General features: G+C 49.3%; 20 protein-coding genes. 16 read left to right on the top strand and 4 right to left on the bottom strand.

The window, feature by feature from the left end:
* Positions 1–142: 142 nt before the first annotated feature.
* The 16 genes from EOPP23_RS18295 (at position 143) to rpoS (ending at position 16676) form a co-directional block, all read left to right on the top strand.
* Positions 143–1093, top strand: coding sequence for an acetyl-CoA carboxylase carboxyltransferase subunit alpha (locus EOPP23_RS18295; protein WP_153767585.1), 951 nt, complete (start codon positions 143–145; stop codon positions 1091–1093).
* A 39-nt stretch (positions 1094–1132) separates the two neighbouring features.
* The gene (gene tilS, locus EOPP23_RS18290) at positions 1133–2494 is read left to right on the top strand and encodes a tRNA lysidine(34) synthetase TilS (RefSeq protein ID WP_153767438.1); all 1362 of its coding nucleotides are present in this window, start codon (positions 1133–1135) and stop codon (positions 2492–2494) included.
* A 160-nt stretch (positions 2495–2654) separates the two neighbouring features.
* Positions 2655–3668, top strand: a complete 1014-nt coding sequence (locus EOPP23_RS18285) for a YjgN family protein (RefSeq protein WP_153767437.1) — start codon at positions 2655–2657, stop codon at positions 3666–3668.
* On the top strand, positions 3668–4687 hold the full coding sequence (locus EOPP23_RS18280; RefSeq protein WP_153767436.1) for a M48 family metallopeptidase: 1020 nt from the start codon (positions 3668–3670) through the stop codon (positions 4685–4687). The genes EOPP23_RS18285 and EOPP23_RS18280 overlap by 1 nt, the downstream gene beginning before the upstream one ends.
* 214 nt (positions 4688–4901) lie before the next feature.
* Positions 4902–6533 carry a CTP synthase gene (locus EOPP23_RS18275; protein ID WP_153767435.1) on the top strand — a complete coding sequence of 544 codons (1632 nt, stop codon included), beginning with the start codon at positions 4902–4904 and terminating at the stop codon, positions 6531–6533.
* A 111-nt stretch (positions 6534–6644) separates the two neighbouring features.
* Entirely contained in the window at positions 6645–7499 is an 855-nt protein-coding gene (kdsA, locus tag EOPP23_RS18270; RefSeq protein ID WP_153767434.1) for a 3-deoxy-8-phosphooctulonate synthase, read from the top strand.
* A 504-nt stretch (positions 7500–8003) separates the two neighbouring features.
* Positions 8004–9296 carry a phosphopyruvate hydratase gene (eno, locus tag EOPP23_RS18265; protein WP_153767433.1) on the top strand — a complete coding sequence of 431 codons (1293 nt, stop codon included), beginning with the start codon at positions 8004–8006 and terminating at the stop codon, positions 9294–9296.
* A gap of 207 nt (positions 9297–9503) precedes the next feature.
* Complete coding sequence (locus tag EOPP23_RS18260) at positions 9504–9776, top strand: septum formation initiator family protein (RefSeq protein WP_153767432.1); 273 nt, start codon at positions 9504–9506, stop codon at positions 9774–9776.
* Between the two features lie 72 nt (positions 9777–9848).
* Positions 9849–10583 (top strand): 2-C-methyl-D-erythritol 4-phosphate cytidylyltransferase, encoded by a 735-nt coding sequence (ispD, locus tag EOPP23_RS18255; RefSeq protein WP_370514817.1) that lies wholly within the window; start codon positions 9849–9851, stop codon positions 10581–10583.
* Positions 10583–11068 (top strand): 2-C-methyl-D-erythritol 2,4-cyclodiphosphate synthase, encoded by a 486-nt coding sequence (gene ispF, locus EOPP23_RS18250; RefSeq protein ID WP_153767430.1) that lies wholly within the window; start codon positions 10583–10585, stop codon positions 11066–11068. Before ispD ends, ispF begins: the two co-directional genes overlap by 1 nt.
* 62 nt (positions 11069–11130) lie before the next feature.
* Positions 11131–12258 carry a tRNA pseudouridine(13) synthase TruD gene (gene truD / locus EOPP23_RS18245; protein WP_153767429.1) on the top strand — a complete coding sequence of 376 codons (1128 nt, stop codon included), beginning with the start codon at positions 11131–11133 and terminating at the stop codon, positions 12256–12258.
* Complete coding sequence (gene surE / locus EOPP23_RS18240) at positions 12239–12976, top strand: 5'/3'-nucleotidase SurE (RefSeq protein WP_153767428.1); 738 nt, start codon at positions 12239–12241, stop codon at positions 12974–12976. The genes truD and surE overlap by 20 nt, the downstream gene beginning before the upstream one ends.
* A 9-nt stretch (positions 12977–12985) precedes the next feature.
* The gene (locus EOPP23_RS18235) at positions 12986–13645 is read left to right on the top strand and encodes a protein-L-isoaspartate(D-aspartate) O-methyltransferase (protein WP_153767584.1); all 660 of its coding nucleotides are present in this window, start codon (positions 12986–12988) and stop codon (positions 13643–13645) included.
* Positions 13646–13703: 58 nt separating this feature from the next.
* Positions 13704–14636: a DUF368 domain-containing protein gene (locus tag EOPP23_RS18230; protein WP_228550777.1), complete on the top strand. Its 933-nt coding sequence runs from the start codon at positions 13704–13706 to the stop codon at positions 14634–14636.
* A 136-nt stretch (positions 14637–14772) separates the two neighbouring features.
* Positions 14773–15558: a peptidoglycan DD-metalloendopeptidase family protein gene (locus EOPP23_RS18225; RefSeq protein ID WP_228550776.1), complete on the top strand. Its 786-nt coding sequence runs from the start codon at positions 14773–14775 to the stop codon at positions 15556–15558.
* 101 nt (positions 15559–15659) lie between these two features.
* Entirely contained in the window at positions 15660–16676 is a 1017-nt protein-coding gene (gene rpoS / locus EOPP23_RS18220) for an RNA polymerase sigma factor RpoS (RefSeq protein ID WP_153767427.1), read from the top strand.
* Positions 16677–16801: 125 nt separating this feature from the next.
* On the opposite strand, the gene fdxA is transcribed toward rpoS, so the two are convergent.
* The 4 genes from fdxA to EOPP23_RS18200 form a co-directional block, all read right to left on the bottom strand.
* A complete protein-coding gene (gene fdxA, locus EOPP23_RS18215) occupies positions 16802–17125 on the bottom strand; it encodes a ferredoxin FdxA (RefSeq protein ID WP_153767426.1) in 324 nt (107 codons plus the stop codon).
* A gap of 182 nt (positions 17126–17307) precedes the next feature.
* On the bottom strand, positions 17308–19923 hold the full coding sequence (gene mutS, locus EOPP23_RS18210) for a DNA mismatch repair protein MutS (RefSeq protein WP_153767425.1): 2616 nt from the start codon (positions 19921–19923) through the stop codon (positions 17308–17310).
* Positions 19924–20077: 154 nt separating this feature from the next.
* Positions 20078–20419 carry a hypothetical protein gene (locus EOPP23_RS18205; protein WP_153767424.1) on the bottom strand — a complete coding sequence of 114 codons (342 nt, stop codon included), beginning with the start codon at positions 20417–20419 and terminating at the stop codon, positions 20078–20080.
* Between the two features lie 37 nt (positions 20420–20456).
* Positions 20457–21242 carry a DUF1223 domain-containing protein gene (locus EOPP23_RS18200; protein ID WP_153767423.1) on the bottom strand — a complete coding sequence of 262 codons (786 nt, stop codon included), beginning with the start codon at positions 21240–21242 and terminating at the stop codon, positions 20457–20459.
* Positions 21243–21280: the final 38 nt, after the last annotated feature.

Below are 21280 nucleotides of genomic sequence, written 5' to 3'. Positions count from 1 at the left end.
CTTAATCGAATGAGTATGAGTGACTGGCCGGCCAGTAATCAGGCCAGCCCATGCTCTTTCAGGCAGAGCCTTTTATAAAAAAGAGCTTTGCCCAGCACGAATACATCGCATTGCTGATGCAGAATTTTATGAAGTGGACTCTATGAACCCGAACTATCTGGATTTTGAACAGCCGATTGCAGAGCTGGAAGCCAAGATTGAAGAGCTGCGCCTGGTCAGCAGCGATGCAGAACTGAATATTACTGACGAGATTGCCCGTCTTCAGGCCAAGTGTCAGAGCAAAACAGAAGAGATCTTTTCTGATCTTTCTTCCTGGCAGGTAGCGCAGTTGTCTCGTCACCCGCGTCGTCCTTATACGCTGGACTACGTTAAGCATCTGTTTACCGATTTCGATGAGATGCACGGTGACCGTCACTTTGCTGATGATCCTTCCCTTGTCGGTGGTATGGCGCGTTTCAATGGCCGTCCGGTAATGGTCATTGGTCATCAGAAGGGCCGTGAAATCAAGGAAAAGGTTCGCCGTAATTTTGGTATGCCCAAGCCTGAGGGCTATCGTAAGGCCTGTCGTTTAATGGAAACGGCTGAGCGATTCAATATGCCGATCATGACCTTCATTGATACACCGGGCGCTTATCCGGGTATCGGTGCGGAAGAGCGCGGTCAGAGTGAAGCCATCGCCTACAACTTGGCGGTTATGTCCCGTCTGAAGGTGCCGGTAATTTCTACCGTTATCGGTGAAGGTGGTTCCGGTGGTGCGCTGGCGATTGGTGTTTGTGATCAGTTGCTGATGATGAAAAACTCTATCTACTCGGTTATTTCTCCGGAAGGCTGTGCATCCATTCTCTGGAAGAAATCTGAATACGCTTCTACTGCTGCTGAGGCAATGGGTGTAACTGCTTCCCGTCTGAAAGAGTTAGGTCTAGTCGATCGTTTGATTGATGAGCCGCTGGGTGGTGCGCACAGCAACCACGAAGAAGTAGCGAAGAACCTGGGTGTTGCTCTGGAAGAAGAGATGCAGAAGCTGGAAGGTATCGATGCCGATACTCTGGTGGCTAATCGCTACAAGCGTATTCGTGATTACGGTTCCTTCTGATCATTTGCGACAATGTATAACTGATAAAAGAGCTTATTGATGGCAGACGCTTTTTCTACAAGCAGCTTGTCTCCCGACAGCATTCTGCCTTCTCTCGCTCCCCATGCTGACAAGCCACTGCTGGTGGCTTTCAGTGGCGGAGTCGATTCTACTGTTCTCCTTCATCTGCTTGTTTCCCTTCGAGATAGAAACCTTCTAAAAGACTTGTTGGCCGTGCATATTGATCACGGTCTCAGTCAACACGCTGAAGACTGGTCTGATCATTGCAAATCCGTATGTAAACAACTCTCTGTGCCTTTTATTGTCAGGAAAATCTTGATTGAAGGCTCATCAGACATTGAATTACAGGCGCGCAATCAGCGTTATCAGGTCTTTGAAGAGTTGCTGCCGGAAGGTGGCTGCCTGCTGATGGGGCATCATCAAGACGATCAGGCAGAAACCCTGCTGTTTCGGCTGTTCCGTGGCAGTGGTGTTGATGGCCTTGCCGGTATTCCTGTTTCAAGATCACTGGGGCAGGGCGCTTTGCTGAGACCACTGTTGTCTTGCTCCCGGCAGCAGATTGAGGCTTATGCTCAGGAAAACAGTCTTTCGAATATTGAAGATGATTCCAATACGGATCAAACGTTTAGACGTAACTATCTCCGGCATGGTTTGATTCCGGAAATTGAACGGCAGTGGCCGGGTGTTAGCGGTCGTTTGTCTGCGCTCTCGGAAGAACTCTTCGAGGTCAGTGGTTTACTGGCTGACCTGGCAGAAACGGAATATCAGAATGTTTCCGTTGCTCCTCCTGGTGTTGTCTGGGGGCCAAGAGAGCTACTTGTTGTCGATAAACTGCTGAGCTTGTCTCGGCCTGTTGTTAACAGAGTACTCAGATTCTGGTTGGGCAAATACGAGTGCCCGATGCCTGACCGCCAGCATCTGGAGATAATTGTTTCTGAAATAGCCGAAGCCAAACAAGATGCAGAACCTTGCATCAAGCTATCAAGCGTTGAAGTTCGCCGAAGTGGCAACTATCTGGTATTGCTGAAAGCATCTTCTGTTAGCTCACTCTGCCATGAGTTGATCTGGAATCCTCTGACTGACTCCGAGCTGAAGCTTGCTGATGGTAGCTTTCTGGTCATGAATAGCAGTGAGCTGGCTGAAATTTCTGACCTTCAGGTTACAGTCAAGTATCGAGAGCATCTTCCTGATGGTTTGAAGGTGAGAGTTGCTGGAAGAAAAGGCAGTAAGACTGTTAAACGCTGGTTGCAGGACTACAAAGTACCACCCTGGATGCGAAACAGGATTCCCTTTCTTTTTGTTGATGGCAGGATGGTTGCTGCTGCCGGCCTATGGCATTGTGATGAGCTGAGTGAACCAGAGCAAATCGCTGCTCATGTGACCTGGTCGCACGTAGAGTAGTTCTTTCTAACTTCTTGTATACCCTCTAAGAAAATCACTTCACACTTTTAATATTAAAAGCTTATTTCCCTGAACTGTCTGAGATATCTCTTACATACTTCTGTTATGGATGACAATATAGTAGCCCATCGTAGTACATAATTCGGATTAATAATAAAAGATGAATACAGGGCTTATGTCAGGGACTGATCAGCCGGTCTCCCATGATTTTGAATTCTCCGGAAAAGCAGGCGAGTTCTTCCGTATCTGGATCGTTAATGTTCTCCTGACCATAGTGACGCTGGGGATTTATTCGGCCTGGGCCAAGGTCAGAACCCGTCAGTATTTTTATGGTTCAACCCGGGTAGCGGGATCCAGCTTTAGTTACCTTGCCAGCCCTCTGGCTATTTTGCAGGGTCGTTTGATTGGTATTGCATTGCTGGCCGCTTACACCTTGATCAGTCAGTACAACCCGATAGCAGGTGCTGCTCTCAGTTTGCTGGCTATTCCGGTTGTGCCCTGGATTGTTGCCCGTGGACTGGCGTTTAATGCCCGGATGTCGGCCTGGAGAAATGTCCGTTTTCAGTTTGATGGCAGTTACGGGGGCGTTTTCGTTCACTTTATTCTGTTACCCATGTTGATTATGTTGTCACTCGGTTTTGCATTGCCCTGGGTTGTAAAGAAGCAGAAAGAATTTTTGGTCAGTCATTACAGCTTTGGTGGTAAACGCTTTGAACCTGAATTTACAACGGGTGACTTTTATAAAATCTATTTGAAAGCCCTGGGTTTGATGATCATTGCTGGCATTGTTGCCGGCGCTGTTTCCGGCTTTCTGCCTAATCCATTATTCAGCGCTCCCCTGATGATTATTGCTTATCTTCTGGCAGGAACTTATGTAATGACCTGCACCAGTAACCTGATCTATAACCAGAGCCTGCTGGCTTCTTACGGGTTTGAAAGCAATCTGAAAACCGGACGTATGCTGTTTCTCTACATCACTAACCTGATGGCAGTTCTTTGTTCTCTTGGCCTGGCTACACCATGGGTAATGATTAGAATGGCCCGTTACAAGGCAGAGTGCCTGACCATGCATGCCGATGAATCCTTGAGTCAGTTTACTGATCAGGCTCAGCGAGAACAGTCATCCATTGCCGAAGAAGTGGGTGATGTGTTTGATGTGGCAGTGGGTATCTGATGGCTGTCAGGGGGCTCTATTACGCTCAGGGCTCCAGTGAGGCTCAAGCCATGATCATGGACAGTGATGATCATGGCACTATTACTTTGCAGTCAGAGCAGGGTGTCAGTCGATACCCGGCCGGACACTTTGATCAGCTGCAGATATCACCGAGAATAGGCAGTTCGGCCAGAGCGATTCGATTTGCGGATGGTGGTCTGCTGGAAACAAACGACAATGATGGTGTTGATCTATTATTGAGGCAGCATCAGAAGAGTCGCAATAACGGGTTTGTTCACCGGTTGGAATCCAGTTATCGAACGGTCTTTCTGGCTGCTGCTGGTTGCCTGGGTGTGCTCTGGTTACTACTGACCGTAGTCTTGCCTTATTCTGCGCAGAAATTGGCATTGAACCTTCCTGATTCAGTGGCCACTTCGGTAGGGCAGGGAACGATGGAGGTGATGGATGAGCTTTATTTCCAGCATTCTGAACTCTCCGAGTCCGATCAGCAAAGGTTAACCAAGCTGTTTGATGCCATGGCTGTAAATGCTGATGCCGATTACCCGTTTCGATTGCTGTTTCGTAGCAGTGAGCAAATTGGTGCCAATGCCTTTGCCTTGCCTGACGGCACGGTTGTGGTGACGGATGATTTTATTGCGCTGGCAGAAAATGATCAGCAGGTGCAGTCGGTGCTGGCTCATGAAATAGGTCATGTTATTCATCGCCATAGTTTGCGGAGAGTGCTGCAGACTACGGGTCTCTCAATCATTATGATTCTGGTGACGGGGGACGTTGTTTCTACTGCAAATCTGGTTGCCCTGTTACCCGGCATTCTGCTGGAGAGCAGTTACTCCCGAAGCATGGAAACAGAAGCGGATCAATACGCTTTGACTTACATGAAAAGCAATGGTCTGCCGCCTAAACATTTTGCCGATATTATGACCCTGATGATGACGAGTCATGAAGGTAAAGCTGGCGGGCCAGAGTTTTTGTCCAGCCATCCCGACACTCAGGAGCGAATCAAGCCTTTTATTGAGTAGCTTATGTCTTTGCAAACCGCGGTTTTGATGTCCTGATCGCGTGTCTTTAGAGGTTTTTATATCGAGGATTTCTGAAGATTTTTGCCTGATTTAACCCTTAAAAAAGCCTTGTCAGGCAAACTTCTGTTTTACGTTTGCTAACTGTTTTGGTATCCTGATCTCCCATCTTGTGTATTCAATTTTTCATCCCCCACTAAAGAGTCAGCAGATACTAATGACGCGCTATATATTTGTCACGGGCGGTGTTGTTTCCTCGTTGGGCAAAGGCATTGCATCCGCTTCCCTGGCAGCTATTCTTGAGGCCCGCGGTCTCAAGGTCACCATGCTCAAGCTGGATCCATACATCAACGTTGATCCGGGCACCATGAGTCCGTTTCAGCACGGTGAAGTCTTTGTAACCGAAGATGGTGCCGAAACCGATCTGGATCTTGGCCACTACGAACGTTTCGTTCGTACCACCATGAAACAGGGCAACAACTTTACTTCCGGTCGTGTTTATCAGGACGTTCTTCGTAAGGAGCGTCGTGGTGACTATCTGGGCGGTACCGTTCAGGTTATTCCTCATATTACTGACGAGATCAAGCGCCGTGTCATTCAGGGTGCTGGTGATGCTGACATCGCCATGGTTGAAGTCGGTGGTACGGTCGGTGATATCGAATCCCAGCCATTCCTTGAAGCGATTCGTCAGCTAAAAATGGAACTGGGTTCTCATCGAGCGTTGCTGATGCACCTGACACTGGTGCCTTACATCAAGACCGCTGGTGAGACCAAAACCAAGCCGACACAGCACTCTGTTAAAGAGCTGCGCTCCATCGGCCTTCAGCCAGACATTCTGATTTGTCGCAGTGAGCAGTTTATTGATGCGACTGCCCGTCGCAAGATTTCCCTGTTCACGAACGTGGAAGAGCGTGCGGTTATCTCTCTGGAAGATGCGGACACTATTTACCGTATCCCTCAGATGCTGCACGACCAGTGCCTGGATCAGATCGTTGTTGAGAAATTCAATCTGGACTCTCCGGCTGCAGATCTGTCCGAATGGGCTGACGTGGTTGAGCGTGACACCAAGCCTGAGCAGGAAATCACCATTGCCATGGTCGGCAAATACATGGAACTGCTGGACGCCTACAAGTCCCTGATTGAAGCAGTTCGCCATGCCGGCCTGAAGACCCGTACCAAGGTCAAGATTCGTTACGTTGATTCCGAACTGCTGGAGCAAGAAGGTCTGAGCCGTCTCGAAGGTGTCAGCGCTATTCTGGTACCGGGTGGCTTTGGCCATCGTGGTGTGGAAGGCAAGATTGAAGCGGTTCGTTACGCCCGTGAAAACAAGATTCCTTATCTGGGTATCTGTCTCGGTATGCAGGTCGCTGTTATCGAGTACGCTCGTAACGTTACAGGTCTTTCCGGTGCCAACAGCTCTGAATTTGATCAGGGTTCCGAGCATCCGGTTATCGGTCTGATTACCGAATGGCTATCTGCTGACGGTGCGGTTGAAAAGCGTACAGAAAGTTCCGACCTGGGTGGCACCATGCGTCTGGGTGCGCAGCCATGTAACCTGACGGCTGGCACAAAATCTCATGCAGCTTATGGTTCAGATGTTGTTGTTGAGCGTCATCGTCATCGCTATGAAGTGAACAATAACTATCTGGGGCAGCTGGAAAAGAGTGGTCTAACTATTTCCGGTCGTTCCGGTGATAACAGCCTGGTTGAGATGGTAGAGTTTCCTAATCATCCGTGGTTCGTGGCTTGCCAGTTCCATCCGGAATTCACCTCTACCCCTCGTGATGGTCATCCGCTGTTTACCTCATACATTGAGGCAGCTCTGGCCTATAACGACCAGCAGGGTTAAGTTTTAGCCCTACCCGTTGCAGGCTGCTCCTCTAACAGTTCTGCAACACGCTTTCTTTAATACCCCGGCTCTTTGGCCGGGGTAGTTTTTGATACAGCTATTGGAACAAATATGTCTGTGCAGAAAGTTGTAAAAGTTGGTGCTCTCGACGTTGCCAACGATAAACCCTTTGTACTCTTTGGTGGAATGAATGTGCTGGAGTCTCGCGACCTGGCCATGACCATTGCCGAGAAATACGTTCAGGTCACTGAAAAACTGGGTATCCCTTACGTATTCAAAGCGTCTTTTGATAAAGCCAACCGCTCTTCCGTGCACTCCTACCGAGGTCCGGGTATGGAAGAAGGCCTGAAGATCTTCCAGGAATTGAAAGACACTTTCGGTATGCCGATCATTACCGACGTTCATACTGAAGAGCAGTGCCAGCCGGTTGCTGAAGTGGTTGATGTTATTCAGCTGCCTGCGTTCCTGGCTCGCCAGACCAATCTGGTGGTAGCTATGGCTGAAACCGGTGCTGTGATCAACGTTAAGAAGCCTCAGTTTCTGAGCCCGGGTCAGATGGGTAACATCGTTGACAAGTTTGCTGAAGCGGGCAACGAGAAAATTATTCTCTGCGAACGTGGCGCCAACTTTGGTTACGATAACCTGGTCGTTGATATGCTCGGTTTCCGTACCATGAAAGAAGTCAGTGGTAATGCGCCGGTAATCTTTGATGCCACTCACGCACTGCAGTGTCGTGATCCAATGGGGGCAGCCTCCGGTGGTCGTCGTCATCAGGTGACCGAACTGTCTCTGGCGGGTATGTCTACGCGTCTGGCTGGTCTGTTTATCGAAGCGCATCCTGATCCGGATACTGCCCGTTGCGACGGACCTTCTGCGCTGCGTCTGTCTCAGCTGGAAGGATTCTTGACTCAGGTCAAGGCTCTGGATGATCTGGTGAAGTCCATGCCGGAGCTGGATACGCACTGATCGTCAGTCGTTGTATAAAAAACCGCCTCTCAGGCGGTTTTTTTGTTCCCTGTTGATAGAAAACCGGTGTCTGGTGTTACTTTTGTGAAAATCTTGTTAACCCTGTGCTATCTAGGCCTGTAGGCGACTTAAGATGTTAATTTTTGATGCTTCGCTGTTGTCCTTTGGGATAGTTGAAACCCCCGTGGGAGTTGGTATAGTTGCCGCAACGGAAAACGGGTTGCCCGCTTTTTGAGCAGGATTGGGTAATGGTTCTCTACGAAATCTTCAGGAAGTACTATCCTTCCATGGGGGATTTTGAAGCCTTCTTTTAATCGAAGGTTTAAGAGATTTCAGAGAATTATTTCCCAATCAGGCTTAATAAATGAAACTAACGTACAGCACTGAGAGCGTCGGTTTTATTTGCAGGATTACCCCTTGCCCATATTCACGCCATCGTTTGGTTTTAGATGAATATGAGCATGTTTTCACTTCATAGATCCTCTGTGCAGAGAGAAAGCTATCATGGCAAAAATTGTTGAGATCAAAGGTCGCGAAATCATGGACTCCCGCGGTAACCCTACCGTGGAAGCTGACGTGATTCTGGAATCCGGTGCTATGGGTCGTGCAGCTGCACCATCCGGCGCGTCCACAGGTTCCCGTGAAGCTCTGGAACTGCGTGACGGCGACAAGAGCCGTTACCTGGGCAAGGGCGTTCTGAAGGCCGTTGCCAACATCAATGGTCCAATTCGTGAAACCCTGATGGGTCGTGACGCTCTGGACCAGAAAGGTCTGGATCTGGCTATGATTGAGCTGGACGGCACCGACAACAAAGGCAAGCTGGGCGCTAACGCTATTCTGGCTGTTTCCCTGGCTGCTGCTAAAGCGGCTGCTGATGAGAAGCGCATTCCTTTGTTTCAGCACATTGCTGACCTGAACGGTACATCCGGCCAGTACAGTATGCCTGTGCCAATGATGAACATCATCAACGGTGGCGAGCACGCTGACAACAACGTTGATATTCAGGAATTCATGGTTCAGCCTGTTTCTGCCAAGACTTTCTCTGAAGGTCTGCGCATGGGTGCTGAAGTATTCCATGCACTGAAGAAGGTTCTGTCTGCCAAAGGTCTGAACACTGCAGTGGGCGATGAAGGTGGTTTTGCACCTGACCTGGCTTCCAACGCTGATGCTCTGGCTGTTATCAAGGAAGCGGTTGAAGCGGCTGGCTACAAGCTGGGCACCGACATCACTCTGGCGATGGACTGTGCAGCTTCCGAATTCTACGTTGACGGTCAGTACAACATGAAAGGCGAAGGTAAAATCTTCACCTCTAATGAATTCTCTGACTACCTGGCCAAGCTGACCGAAGAATACCCAATCATCTCTATCGAAGATGGTCTGGACGAATCTGACTGGGACGGTTTCAAGTACCAGACAGAAATTCTGGGTGACAAGATTCAGATCGTTGGTGATGACCTGTTCGTAACCAACACCAAGATCCTGAAAGAAGGCATCGAGAAGGGTGTTGCTAACTCAATCCTGATCAAGTTCAACCAGATCGGTTCCCTGACCGAAACTCTGGAAGCGATCAAGATGGCTAAGGACGCTGGTTACACTGCGGTTATCTCTCACCGTTCCGGTGAAACTGAAGATGCAACCATCGCGGACCTGGCTGTAGGTACTGCAGCTGGACAGATCAAGACCGGCTCTCTGTGCCGTTCTGACCGTGTTTCCAAGTACAACCAGCTGCTGCGTATTGAAGAAGCGCTGGGTGCTAAAGCTCCATACCGCGGTCTGGCTGAATTCAAGCACGCTTAATTGCTGCTGATTCAGACTGAATCGTAGAGAAAGGAGAGCTTCGGCTCTCCTTTTTTTATGTGAGAAAAACGCTGCTCACTTAGAGCTGATTTATGCCTGCACTGTTGTTCTACCTTCTTTATATCAATCTCACCTACTTTCCTTTATCAGGCTTTGATAGAATTTCAGGTTTAAACGTAACCTAAATCAAGGGACAGGAATCAGACCATGCGTAAGCTGATGCACCTGTTTTTACTCTTCCTATTTCTTGTTCTTCAGGTCCAGCTCTGGACAGGTAAAGGCAGTATCGCCGAAGCGGTGGCTAGCCAACGACAGATTGAAGAGCAGCAGCGGGAAAATGAACGACTCTACCGTCGAAACCGATTGCTGTCAGTAGAGGTGGTTGAGTTGCAAAACGGACTTATCACTCTTGAAGAGCACGCTCGTCTCGATCTTGGCATGGTCGGTCGTGATGAAACCTTCTATCTGATATACGATTAACCCCGATCCCATACTCTCTGTCTTTCAGACGATTAGAGCCTGACGACTGGATTGAATCAATACGGTGGTAATGTGAGTACAACCGATACCCTTCAAAAAAACAGATTTTGGGCTGTGATACCGGCAGCCGGGGTAGGGAGTCGCATGAATGCCGACATGCCCAAGCAGTATCTGGAAATACACGGCCGAAGTCTGCTCGAACATACGGTTGAACGGTTGCTGGACTTTCCTTTGCTGGAAAAACTGGTGGTGGTGCTCAGTGCTGAAGATGAGTACTACAAGGATATTGAACTGCTTAGAAACGAGCGTGTCATGCTGGTGGAAGGTGGCAAAGAACGTTACGACTCGGTGTTGAACGGTCTGGAACATTTGGTAGCTCTGGCCCATGAAGATGACTGGGTGATGGTGCATGATGTTGCTCGCCCCTGCATTCGACGTTCCGATCTCGACTGGCTGGTAAACCAGCTTCAGGAACATGAAGTGGGTGGTCTGCTGGGAATGCCGGTTCGGGACACCATGAAGCGTACTTCTGCGAAAGGTGAAGTCACGGAAACGGTTGACCGGGATACCTTGTGGCATGCCCTGACTCCGCAAATGTTTCGCCTGAAGCTGCTCCATGATGCACTGACTAAAGCTCTGATCGATGAAATGCCAGTCACGGATGAAGCCAGTGCTATGGAATATGCAGGTCATAAACCGGTGATGGTGGAAGGGCATGGAGACAATATTAAAGTGACCAGAGCCACTGATCTGGCGCTGGCCTCTCTCTATATTCAGCAGCAATTAAAAATTATCGAGACAGCTTAATGAGAATTGGTCATGGTTTTGATGTTCACCGCTTCAGTGATGAAGCCGCTAGTGGCAACCATATAGTATTGGGTGGCGTTAAAATTGCTAACAGCCATTCATTGCTGGCTCACTCTGACGGTGATGTCTTGCTGCATGCCGTGTGTGATGCTCTGCTGGGTGCTGCTGCTCTGGGTGATATCGGTAAACATTTCCCGGATACCGATCCGGCTTATAAAGGCATCGACAGTCGTGAATTGCTGCGCCATGTGGTTGCTCTGTTGCAATCCAAAGGCTACAAGCTGGTGAATCTCGATTCGACCATTGTTGCTCAGGCGCCGAAGATGGCTCCGCATATTGATCAGATGCGTGCGAACCTGGCCAGTGATCTGGGCGTTGACCTCGACGATGTCAACGTGAAGGCCACAACGACTGAGAAGCTAGGGTATGCCGGACGCAAAGAAGGTATAGCGGTGCATGCGGTTGTTCTGATCAGTCGTCTATAAACAGCGGGGCAGCCTGTCATCGCTGTCCTGAATCTTTATATATTCATCGAAGTACTCATTTCATGACTCAAAGTTCTTTCTCCTTTGACTGGGCATATGCCTGGGGTGGTCCGGTTGGAGAATGCCGGTTTAAATCTCAATCTGCGGATTTTATTGTTGAGGAAATTCTACCGTTTGAACCTTCCGGTGAGGGTGAACACGCCTGTCTGCTGATTGAAAAAGAAGGTGAAAACACCGACTGGATTGCTGGCCAGCTGGCACGTTTTGCAGGTGTGAAACGTTCTGCAGTCAGTTATGCCGGTCGTAAAGATCGTCATGGTATTACCAGGCAGTGGTTTACTGCCTGGATGCCAGGAAAAGAGCATCCGGACTGGTCCGCTTTTGGTGGTGAAACCTTTAAGGTTTTACAGGCGACTAAACACGGTAAAAAACTCCGCACTGGAGCTCTTAAAGGCAATCAGTTCATTGTCACACTGAGAGATTTAACGGGTGAGCGGGCTGAAGTTGATGCCAGACTGAAAGAGATTGCCGAAAAAGGTGTGCCCAACTATTACGGTGAACAGCGCTTTGGTCATCAGGGCGTCAATGTTGATCGTGCCATAGGTATGTTTACCGGTGAGCTTCGTGCTCGCAAAAATAAACGCTCTATCTATCTTTCTGCTGCACGTTCCTGGTTGTATAACAGAATATTGTCCGAGCGGGTTCAGGACGGTAGCTGGCTGACTTATCAGCAGGGTGATGTCCCCGGCTTTCAGGACAGTGGTAGTCTGATTCTCAGGGATCACGATGAAGAACTGAGGGCACGAATCGAGTCCGGCGCTGTTTCTCTGACGGTACCTTTATGGGGGAAGGGTGAGCTGCTTTCCGGTGAGGTTGTGCAAGAGCGCGAATCTGCCATTGCTGCAGAGTATCCGGAACTGTGTCAGGGGCTGGAAGCTGAAGGCCTGAAGCAGGAACGCAAAGCGGTGCGATTGATTCCTGCTGACTTCAACAGCCAATGGTTGGATGATTCAACCCTGCAACTGACTTTTACTCTCCCAAAGGGCTGTTTTGCGACGGCTGTCCTGCGTGAGTTGATGCTATGTCGGGAAGAGAGTCGTCAAGAAGAAGGGCGTCAGGAAGAGAGTCTCGATAAGACCGATAACGAAATGGGTGTAGAGGGCATGGCTGTTGAAAATTCTGCTCAGTAATGATGATGGCGTAGCGGCTGAGGGTCTGTCTATTCTGCACAGCCACCTGAAAACAGTCGGTGATTGTGAGGTCTATGCGCCGGATAGAAACAGTTCAGGTCTGAGCTCCTCCATTACTCTTGGCAGACCATTGAGAGTCACCCGCCACAGTAATGGTTTTAACAGCATTGACGGTACCCCGGCTGACTGTGTGCATCTGGCTGTAAATATATTGATGGAGCAAGAGCCTGATATTGTTATAACCGGTATTAATCATGGTGCGAATCTGGGCGATGATGTTCTTTATTCGGGCACGGTGGGTGCGGCTATGGAGGGGCGTTTTATGAACTGCCCGGCTATTGCTGTATCGCTGTGTGGTAACAGTGATGAAGGATTTCATACTGCGGGCAGAGTGGTTCAGGAACTGGTGGAAAAACTGCCTGAAATCAACTTACCCCTCGGAACCGTATTGAATGTAAATGTACCTGACTGTCTCTACATTGATCTGAAAGGCATGGAAGTCACCCGTCTGGGGCATCGAGAACGTGCTGAGAAGCCGGTTCGTCAGACTGATCCGCGAGGCAAGGATGTGTACTGGATTGCCCCGGTTGGTAAGGAGCGGGATGCGGGTGAAGGAACAGACTTTCATGCTATTGCCCGTAATGTGGTGTCTATTACACCGCTCCAGTACGATCAAACCAACCACAGTACACTGGATGAACTCAGAGGGTGGCTTTGAGTGAGAGATATGGATCTTGATGGTATAGGGATGACCTCAAGGCGGACGCGAGACCGACTGGTTAACCGTCTCAGGGATCAGGGCATTCGCTCTGATCCGGTTCTTGGTGCCATTCAGAATGTGCCAAGGCATTTGTTTCTTGAAGAGGCTCTTTCTCATCGAGCCTATGAAGATACGGCTCTGCCGATTGGTTTTAACCAGACGTTGTCGCAGCCTTATATAGTCGCGCGAATGACCGAAGCGTTGCTGGCTGCAGGTCATCTAAAAAAAGTACTGGAGATAGGAACAGGGTCGGGTTATCAGACTCTGATATTGTCTGAGCTGGTGGATCGTGTTTATTCTGTGGAACGGATTGCTGCGCTGCAGGATAGAGCGAGAAAGCTGCTGAGAAAGCTGTCAGTGCGAAATGTTCAGTACCATCTCAGTGATGGTGGCTATGGCTGGTCAATGATGGGGCCATTTGATGGCATTATTGTGACTGCAGCGCCAGAAAAGGTGCCTGAGGATCTATTGTCCCAGCTGTCGCCAAGAGGTGGCAGGTTAGTTATCCCCGTTGGTGACAGTAAGCATCAAGAGCTATTGTTGATCGTTCGGGAAGGGGGTTCCTATCGCAGGGAAAGGCTTGAGCCTGTTCGGTTTGTTCCCCTGCTGAATGGTACTGTCAGGTAGTCGATAGCTGATCAGTTATTTAGGCCTGCTAATAAAGAAGAGAGCTAACAAGAGAGCTATGTCTTTGATAAAAGAAAATATCGGCATACTGCTGCGCGGTATGGCTATGGGGGCAGCGGATGTGGTGCCAGGTGTATCCGGTGGCACTATTGCTTTTATTTCCGGTATCTATGACCGTTTACTGAATGCCCTGAAAAGCATCAATCCATCGCTGTTGCTTCGTTTGAAAGATGAAGGTATTGCCGCCTGCTGGAAACATATCGACGGCACATTTCTGGTGTTCCTGTTTGGTGGCATTCTGTTCAGTATCCTGAGTTTTGCTCATTTGATCAGTTTTCTGCTGACGGAGTACCCTGAGCTGCTCTGGTCATTTTTCTTCGGCCTGATTTTAATTTCTGCAGTGCACATGCTGAAGCAGGTCAAAGGGTGGGGTGCAGGCTCTATCGCTTTACTGGTCCTGGGTGCCTGTGTGTCGTATATGATTGGTGTACTGACGCCGTCTTCTCTGCCTGTAACCTATCCCATGCTGTTTATCGCCGGTTGCATCGCTATTTCAGCCATGATTCTGCCAGGTATCTCCGGCAGCTTCATTTTGCTGCTGATGGGGTTGTACCCAGCGGTTCTGGGTGCGGTAAAAAGTCTTGATCTTCCTGTGTTGGGAGTATTCGGTCTGGGTTGTATAACAGGCCTGCTGACTTTCTCACATCTATTGTCATGGTTGCTGCGAAGCCATCGTGATCTGGCACTGTCTCTGCTGACCGGTTTAATGATTGGTGCGCTTGGCAAAGTCTGGCCATGGAAAGAAACCATTGAAACTCGCATTAACTCTTCTGGTAATGAAGTGCCATTTCTTCAGGAGAATATCTCACCCTTTGTTTACGAGAGTGTAACCGGGCAACCTTCCTTTCTGGTTGGTGCTGTTATTCTGATGTTGTCTGCTATTGGCTTGGTACTGTTGATTGAGAAAATAGCAGAACGGAATGAAGCGTAATTAAAAGTATACAGGCCTTATTTGCTGACATTGGTAAAGAAAGTCCTGAAGAGTATTATATTTTTTTAACGTAAGAATTTTATAATTCAAAAAGAAATATTCTAAATTTGTTGTTCTGTGTTGAGAGTGTTGATGCATGCCTGAAAGGAAATACAGGGAAACCTATTCAAGAAGTCATTGCCGTTTTCTTTTCAGATACGTCTCTTTTATGGGTCTGGTTTTTATTCTTGCCGGTTGCAGTCATGACCCGTCATCAGTACAGGTCAGGGAATTAAGGACGCCAGCGCAGGTAACTTCCGGCAGTCATATTGTGCGACAGGGTGAAACTCTTTTTGCCATTGCCTGGGTGTATAGCCGTGACTACAAGGAGCTGGCTGCCAGAAATCGAATACGATCGCCTTATACTATTTATCCAGGGCAGCACATTAATTTATCAACACGCCGGTTATCTGCCAGCAGTCAAAGGCGGTTGAAGTCTGCTTCCAGTAAAGGTAATGTGATTAAAAAAACAACAACAATTCAATCCAGACCTTCTTCAGTAACCCATCGTTCGATTCGTTGGCGCTGGCCAGCAAATGGAAAGATCGTACAAGGTTTTTCCGGTACGAGAGGTTTGAATAAAGGGATTGATATTCGAGGTAAAACAGGAGAGCCTGTAAAAGCAGCTGCCGCCGGAGAAATAGTTTACGCAGGAAGCGAACTGGCCGGATACGGAAAGCTGATAATAATGAAACATAATAATAGCTATCTGAGCGCTTATGCTCACAATAAGGAGTTGCTTGTGCGCGAGGGAGACTCAGTTAAAGCGGGCCAGAAGATAGCCGAAATAGGTTCTACAGGAACGACAGAGCCTAAGCTGCATTTTGAAATTCGGCGTAATGGCAAACCGGTCGACCCTAAACGATTCCTGCCAAAACGCTGAGCCAGATTTGCAGTTTAAGGTAGAGGGATCTCACAGGTGTCGATCCAACGATTGGTTGGACGTTCGACAGACAGTGGGGCTTTCGAATAGGACTGACTCTTATGGCAGCGAAAAGGGATGACTCAGAACAAAGCAGTTATGCTGAGGACCTTGCCCAGGGAACGGGTGATACAGAACCGACGACTGATGCACCGGAAGAAACGGTGGATGAGAAGCCGGCGGCTGCGAAAGCAGCCAGCGCGTCCGACTACAGTCGTGCACGCCGTGATGACGATGGTTTTTATAAAACCATTGATGCCACCCAGCTATACCTTAACGAAATTGGCTTTTCACCACTTCTGACACCGGAAGAGGAAGTGCATTTTGCACGCCTTGCCCGTAAAGGAGTAGAGGCTGGCCGACGTCGTATGATCGAGAGTAACCTGCGGCTGGTGGTGAAAATCTCCCGCCGTTACGTTAATCGCGGCCTGACCCTTCTGGATCTTATAGAAGAGGGGAACCTTGGTCTGATTCGTGCCGTTGAGAAATTTGACCCTGAACGGGGTTTTCGTTTTTCAACCTACGCCACCTGGTGGATTCGTCAGACCATTGAACGAGCCATCATGAACCAGACCCGGACCATTCGACTGCCCATTCACGTGGTGAAAGAGTTGAATGTCTACCTGAGGGCGGCTCGTGAGCTGACACAAAAACTCGATCATGATCCAACCCCGGAAGAAATAGCAACTCTGCTCGACAAGCCGGTGGCTGATGTTAAGCGGATGCTGGGCCTTAATGAACGGGTTACATCGGTGGATACGCCGTTGGGACCCGACTCGGACAAGTCCATTCTGGATACTATCTCTGATGAGAAGGAATCCGATCCGGCAGAGCTGTTACAGGATCTCGATCTTAATGACAGTCTTGATAAGTGGTTGGGTGAACTTTCCGAGAAACAGCGAGAAGTGGTTGCACGTCGCTTTGGTCTGCGCGGATACGAAACCAGCACTCTGGAAGAAGTTGGTAAGGAAATTGGCCTGACCCGTGAACGTGTTCGGCAGATTCAGGTAGAGGCACTGAAACGATTGCGTTCTATTCTGGAGAAACAGGGTCTTTCCGGTGAGTCGCTGTTCAGCTGATTCGACGAGTGAGTGTTAGAAATAAAAAAGCCATGGTTTGACATAACTGTCACCATGGCTTTTTTGTGCCGACTGAATAAATTCTCTGGTTGTCCCCGGCCAGAAAAACAAATCAGTATTGCAAGTCAGCGTTCCAGGTGTTCCAGCTTACCTTTCACGCCATCCCACTCTTCTGCATCAGTGAGTGAGTCTTTCTTCTCGGTGATATTTTCCCAAACATCAGCCAGTACAGCGTTCAGTTCGATGAACTCCTGCTGATCTTCCGGCACTTCGTCTTCGGAGAAGATAGCGTTGGCTGGACATTCTGGCTCACACAGCGCACAGTCGATGCACTCATCAGGGTGAATAACCAGAAAGTTCGGACCTTCGTAGAAGCAGTCAACAGGGCATACTTCTACGCAATCGGTGTATTTGCACTTGATGCAGTTTTCACCCACTATGAAAGCCATGGTGGTAACACTCCATTAATTCGGCTGATATTAAGTCAGTCAAAGAAGGCGCTCCTCTCACGCCTCCCTTCCGTACCTGATCGTCAGGACAGTTCACTGCCTATGAAAAACGAGGCACAAAGTCTACCAGCATTGATACTGCGGTAATAGCTTGAAACCAGATCAGACAGTTATGAGCATAGTCAGCTTTTATTGGTTAGCTGTTTGAGGCTGTAAACCAGATCAAGCGCCTGCCGCGGGGTCAGGTTATCCGGATTGAGCTCTACCAGCTTATCTACAGCCGGATGCGGCTTGGCTGCTGCAAACATATCTGCCTGAAGTGGGCTCGTGCCTGCAGTTTCCCTGACTTGCGTTGCTACTGTCTTAGTCTGATCAGACGAGGATTCCTGCTCCAGTTGCTGCAGCCTGACGCGAGCCTGATTCACTACGGTTCTTGGAACGCCAGCCAGCTGTGCCACCTGCAAACCATAACTCTGACTGGCAGGACCTTCCTGAACGGCGTGTAAGAATACAATGCGATCGTCGTGTTCGGTGGCATTCAGATGAACGTTAACAACAGTGTCACACTCTTCTGGCAGCTGAGTCAGCTCAAAGTAGTGAGTAGCAAACAGGGTGAATGCTTGTACCGAGTCAGCCAGGTGGTGTGCGCAGGCCCAGGCCAGTGATAAACCATCAAAGGTGCTGGTGCCACGGCCAACCTCATCCATTAATACCAGGCTGCTGGCGGTCGCATTATGCAGAATGTTAGCGGTTTCGGTCATCTCCACCATAAAGGTCGAGCGGCCGCCGGCGAGATCGTCAGAAGAGCCGATACGCGTGAAAATACGGTCAACCATGCCAATTTCTGCTGCAGAAGCAGGCACGAAACTGCCGATATGCGCCATCAGTACAATAAGCGCAGTTTGTCGCATGTAGGTCGACTTACCGCCCATGTTTGGACCGGTAATGACCAGCATACGACGCTGCTGACTGAATTCTACGTTGTTGGCAACAAAAGGATCATTCAGTACTTGTTCAACAACCGGGTGACGACCTTCAGTAATATGAATGCCGGGCGCTTCGGAAAGCTGTGGTTGACAGAAGTTCAGTGCGTCAGCACGCTCGGCCATATTGCAGAGCACGTCCAACTCGGCCAGAGACATAGCCGTTTCCTGCAAAGGTCCCAGCTGTGCCAGCAGGTTTTCCAGCAACTCATCATAGAGTGCCTTTTCCCGGGTCAGGGCTCGGCTCTTGCTTGACAGTGCTTTGTCTTCGAACTCTTTTAGCTCCGGCGTGATAAAACGCTCGGTGTTCTTCAGGGTTTGACGACGGATGTAGTCGACGGGTGCGTCGTCAGATTCACGACGGCTGAGTTCAATGTAGTAACCGTGGACACGGTTAAAACCAACCTTCAGGGAAGGCAGACCGCTGCGTTCACGCTCACGCTTCTCAAGGTCAACCAGGTAGTCACCTGCGTTCTGGCTCAGGGAGCGGAACTCGTCCAGTTCAGTATCAAAGCCTTCAGCAATAACACCGCCATCGCGAATGACGACTGGCGGATTTTCAATAACAGCTCTGCTTAGCAGGTCAGCCGTATCCGGATGTTCGCTGACACCCTGAGACAGGGTATGAATTTTCTGGCTATCAATGGTGTCAAGAATACTTTGCAGTTCTGGCAGTTGGTTCAGTGCATCCCTAAGTCGGGCAAGATCTCTCGGGCGAGCAGATTTAAGCGCAACACGGGCCAGAATACGTTCAATATCACCAATACCTTTCAGTACCGGCTGCAACTGCTCGAAGAAATAGCCGTCTTTTAATACGGCAATGGCATTCTGTCGATCATTCAATTTTTTCAGGTTACGCAGTGGACGATTGATCCAACGAGCCAGTAAGCGACTGCCCATCGCAGTGGATGTTCTGTCCAGAACCGATAGAAGTGTATGGTCGCGGCCACCGGTTAGATTCTGGGTCAGTTCCAGATTCTTCCGACTGGCGGCATCCAGTACCACGCTTTCTTCACGGCTTTCCTGCTGAATGCTGCGAATATGGGGCAGAGCAGTACGCTGGGTTTCCCTGGCGTATTGCAGAAGGCAGCCAGCAGCTTCAAGACCTGTAGTCAGCTGTTCACAGCCAAAGCCCTGCAGGTTTTTGGTCTGAAACTGGCGAGTCAGTGCTTCATAAGCACTGTCACGATCGTAATCCCATGGTGGACGACGGGTTGAGCCTGCACGCTTGGCGACAGATTCAGGCCATTCAATGCTGTCGTTTAATAGAATTTCTGCCGGACTCAGTCGCTCTATTTCTGCCAACAAAGCCTCTTCATCTTTTACTTCAATGGTGCTGAATTGACCACTGCTGATATCGAGATTGGCAATGCCGTAGTTAGGGTTACCGGAGCTGTCACTGCCTTTGCTGATGGCGGCCAGCAGATTGTCTTGCCGCTCATCCAGCAGCGCTTCATCACTGACCGTACCTGGTGTCAGTATGCGAACCACTTTTCGTTCAACTGGCCCTTTGCTGGTGGCCGGATCGCCCACCTGCTCACAGATAGCAACCGATACACGTAGGCGAACCAGTCTGGCCAGATACCCTTCCGCAGCATGATACGGAATGCCTGCCATGGGAATAGGTTCACCGGCTGACTGTCCACGACTGGTCAGAGTAATATCCAGAAGCTCCGATGCCTTACGGGCGTCGTCGTAGAAAAGCTCGTAAAAGTCGCCCATACGGTAAAACACCAGATGCTCACGGTGCTCCTGCTTGATACGCAGGTACTGGGTCATCATCGGGGTATGAGCGGTCGGGTCTTTTTTAGCCATGCAGATCAGTCAATCAGAAGAATTTAATCGACCAATATTAACACGTAGCTTGGATTAAGTGCGCTTAAGTGAGTAGACACGCATAATCGAATGTCTGCTGGTTATCTGCCCATTGCTGGTGGGCAGGTAACCCGTATTTTCAAAGGTTCGGGATCTATAAACGATAGATAGTAATTCCATAAAGCAGAGCGCAAGCCAGCAGGGCAAACAGAACGACTGGTTTCAATTTAATCAGCCAGCCAGGCATACGTTTACAGTTAACAATATAAGCGGCAGTGATCAGCATCATGCTACCGGATACCAACGCTGCCAGTCCCCAGAATTCTGTGGGGTGTTGAAGCCAGTACCAGAACACGTTCCAGACGCCTGCCAGAAAAACCAGGCTGGCAACACCTTTGTTAATCGCTTTAGGAAGGCTTTTTAAAAAGGCCGGGCGGATAGCCAAGATCAGTCCGGCGATCATGCAGCCAGTCATGATGGTTCCCATGGGTAGCATTGTTATCTCCTTAAATGGTGTGTTTCAAATGACCGGTTTATTGCTGAAGCAGGCTGCCTGTGGCCTGAAGTACTTCGAACGGGTTTTCAGCAGGCGTAACCCAGAGGCTTAAAGCCAGGTTGCCAGAGACTGGATGACTGTTCAGTGGAACATTCAGCTGCCACTCTTTTTTATCCGGATGAGCAAAGCCTGATTCCAGCACCACAAAATCATGGTGAAGTTTCTTTTGGGCATTCTCGCCTTTGTTTACTTCGGTTTCTCTGTCCAGACCGGTTAAGGCCCAGTTCAGAATATAACCTTTGGGTTGTTTGTCTGTACTGGCATAGCTCGCTGAAATATTGAGCATTGCATTGGCTTGCTTAACATCAGCCGTTAACCGACCTGCGGATGTTGGTTTGATTTCCGGAAGAGTGCGCCCACGCCGAAAGAACCCACGCCATTCCTGACCATCAATAAAAAATCCTGGAGTGTAAACACCATTGGCTCGCCCAGACCGTCGGTAGGCGTATTGTTTTTGCTGATGTTCAGGCTTGGCAAAAGGGTCGGGCCAACCCAGGTAATCCCAGTAGCCGACTTGATAAACAACAGGTACCCATTTGTTCCAGAGTTCAGGGCTGGTTTGCAGTTCAGACACAAAACGGTCCGCTGGTGGACAGCTGGAGCAGCCTTCGGAGCTGAACAGTTCCAGAAGGTGATTCTTTTCCAAGCCAGAGTCCAGCTTGATGTTTCTGATGGTGCTGTTATTTGCACTATAAGCGTTGGTCGCAGAAAGTGCTGATAGCAGCAGGTAGATAGGTAATAGTGGCTTTATCCATTTCATCATGAAACCTGTTTGAAATCCTGAGTTACAGATATATACGA

Origin of the sequence: Endozoicomonas sp. OPT23 (assembly GCF_009653635.1) — a bacterium.
GTDB lineage: Bacteria > Pseudomonadota > Gammaproteobacteria > Pseudomonadales > Endozoicomonadaceae > Endozoicomonas_A.
The sequence above is the reverse complement of the archived record's forward strand: the minus strand, read 5'-3'. Positions and strand labels throughout refer to the sequence as shown.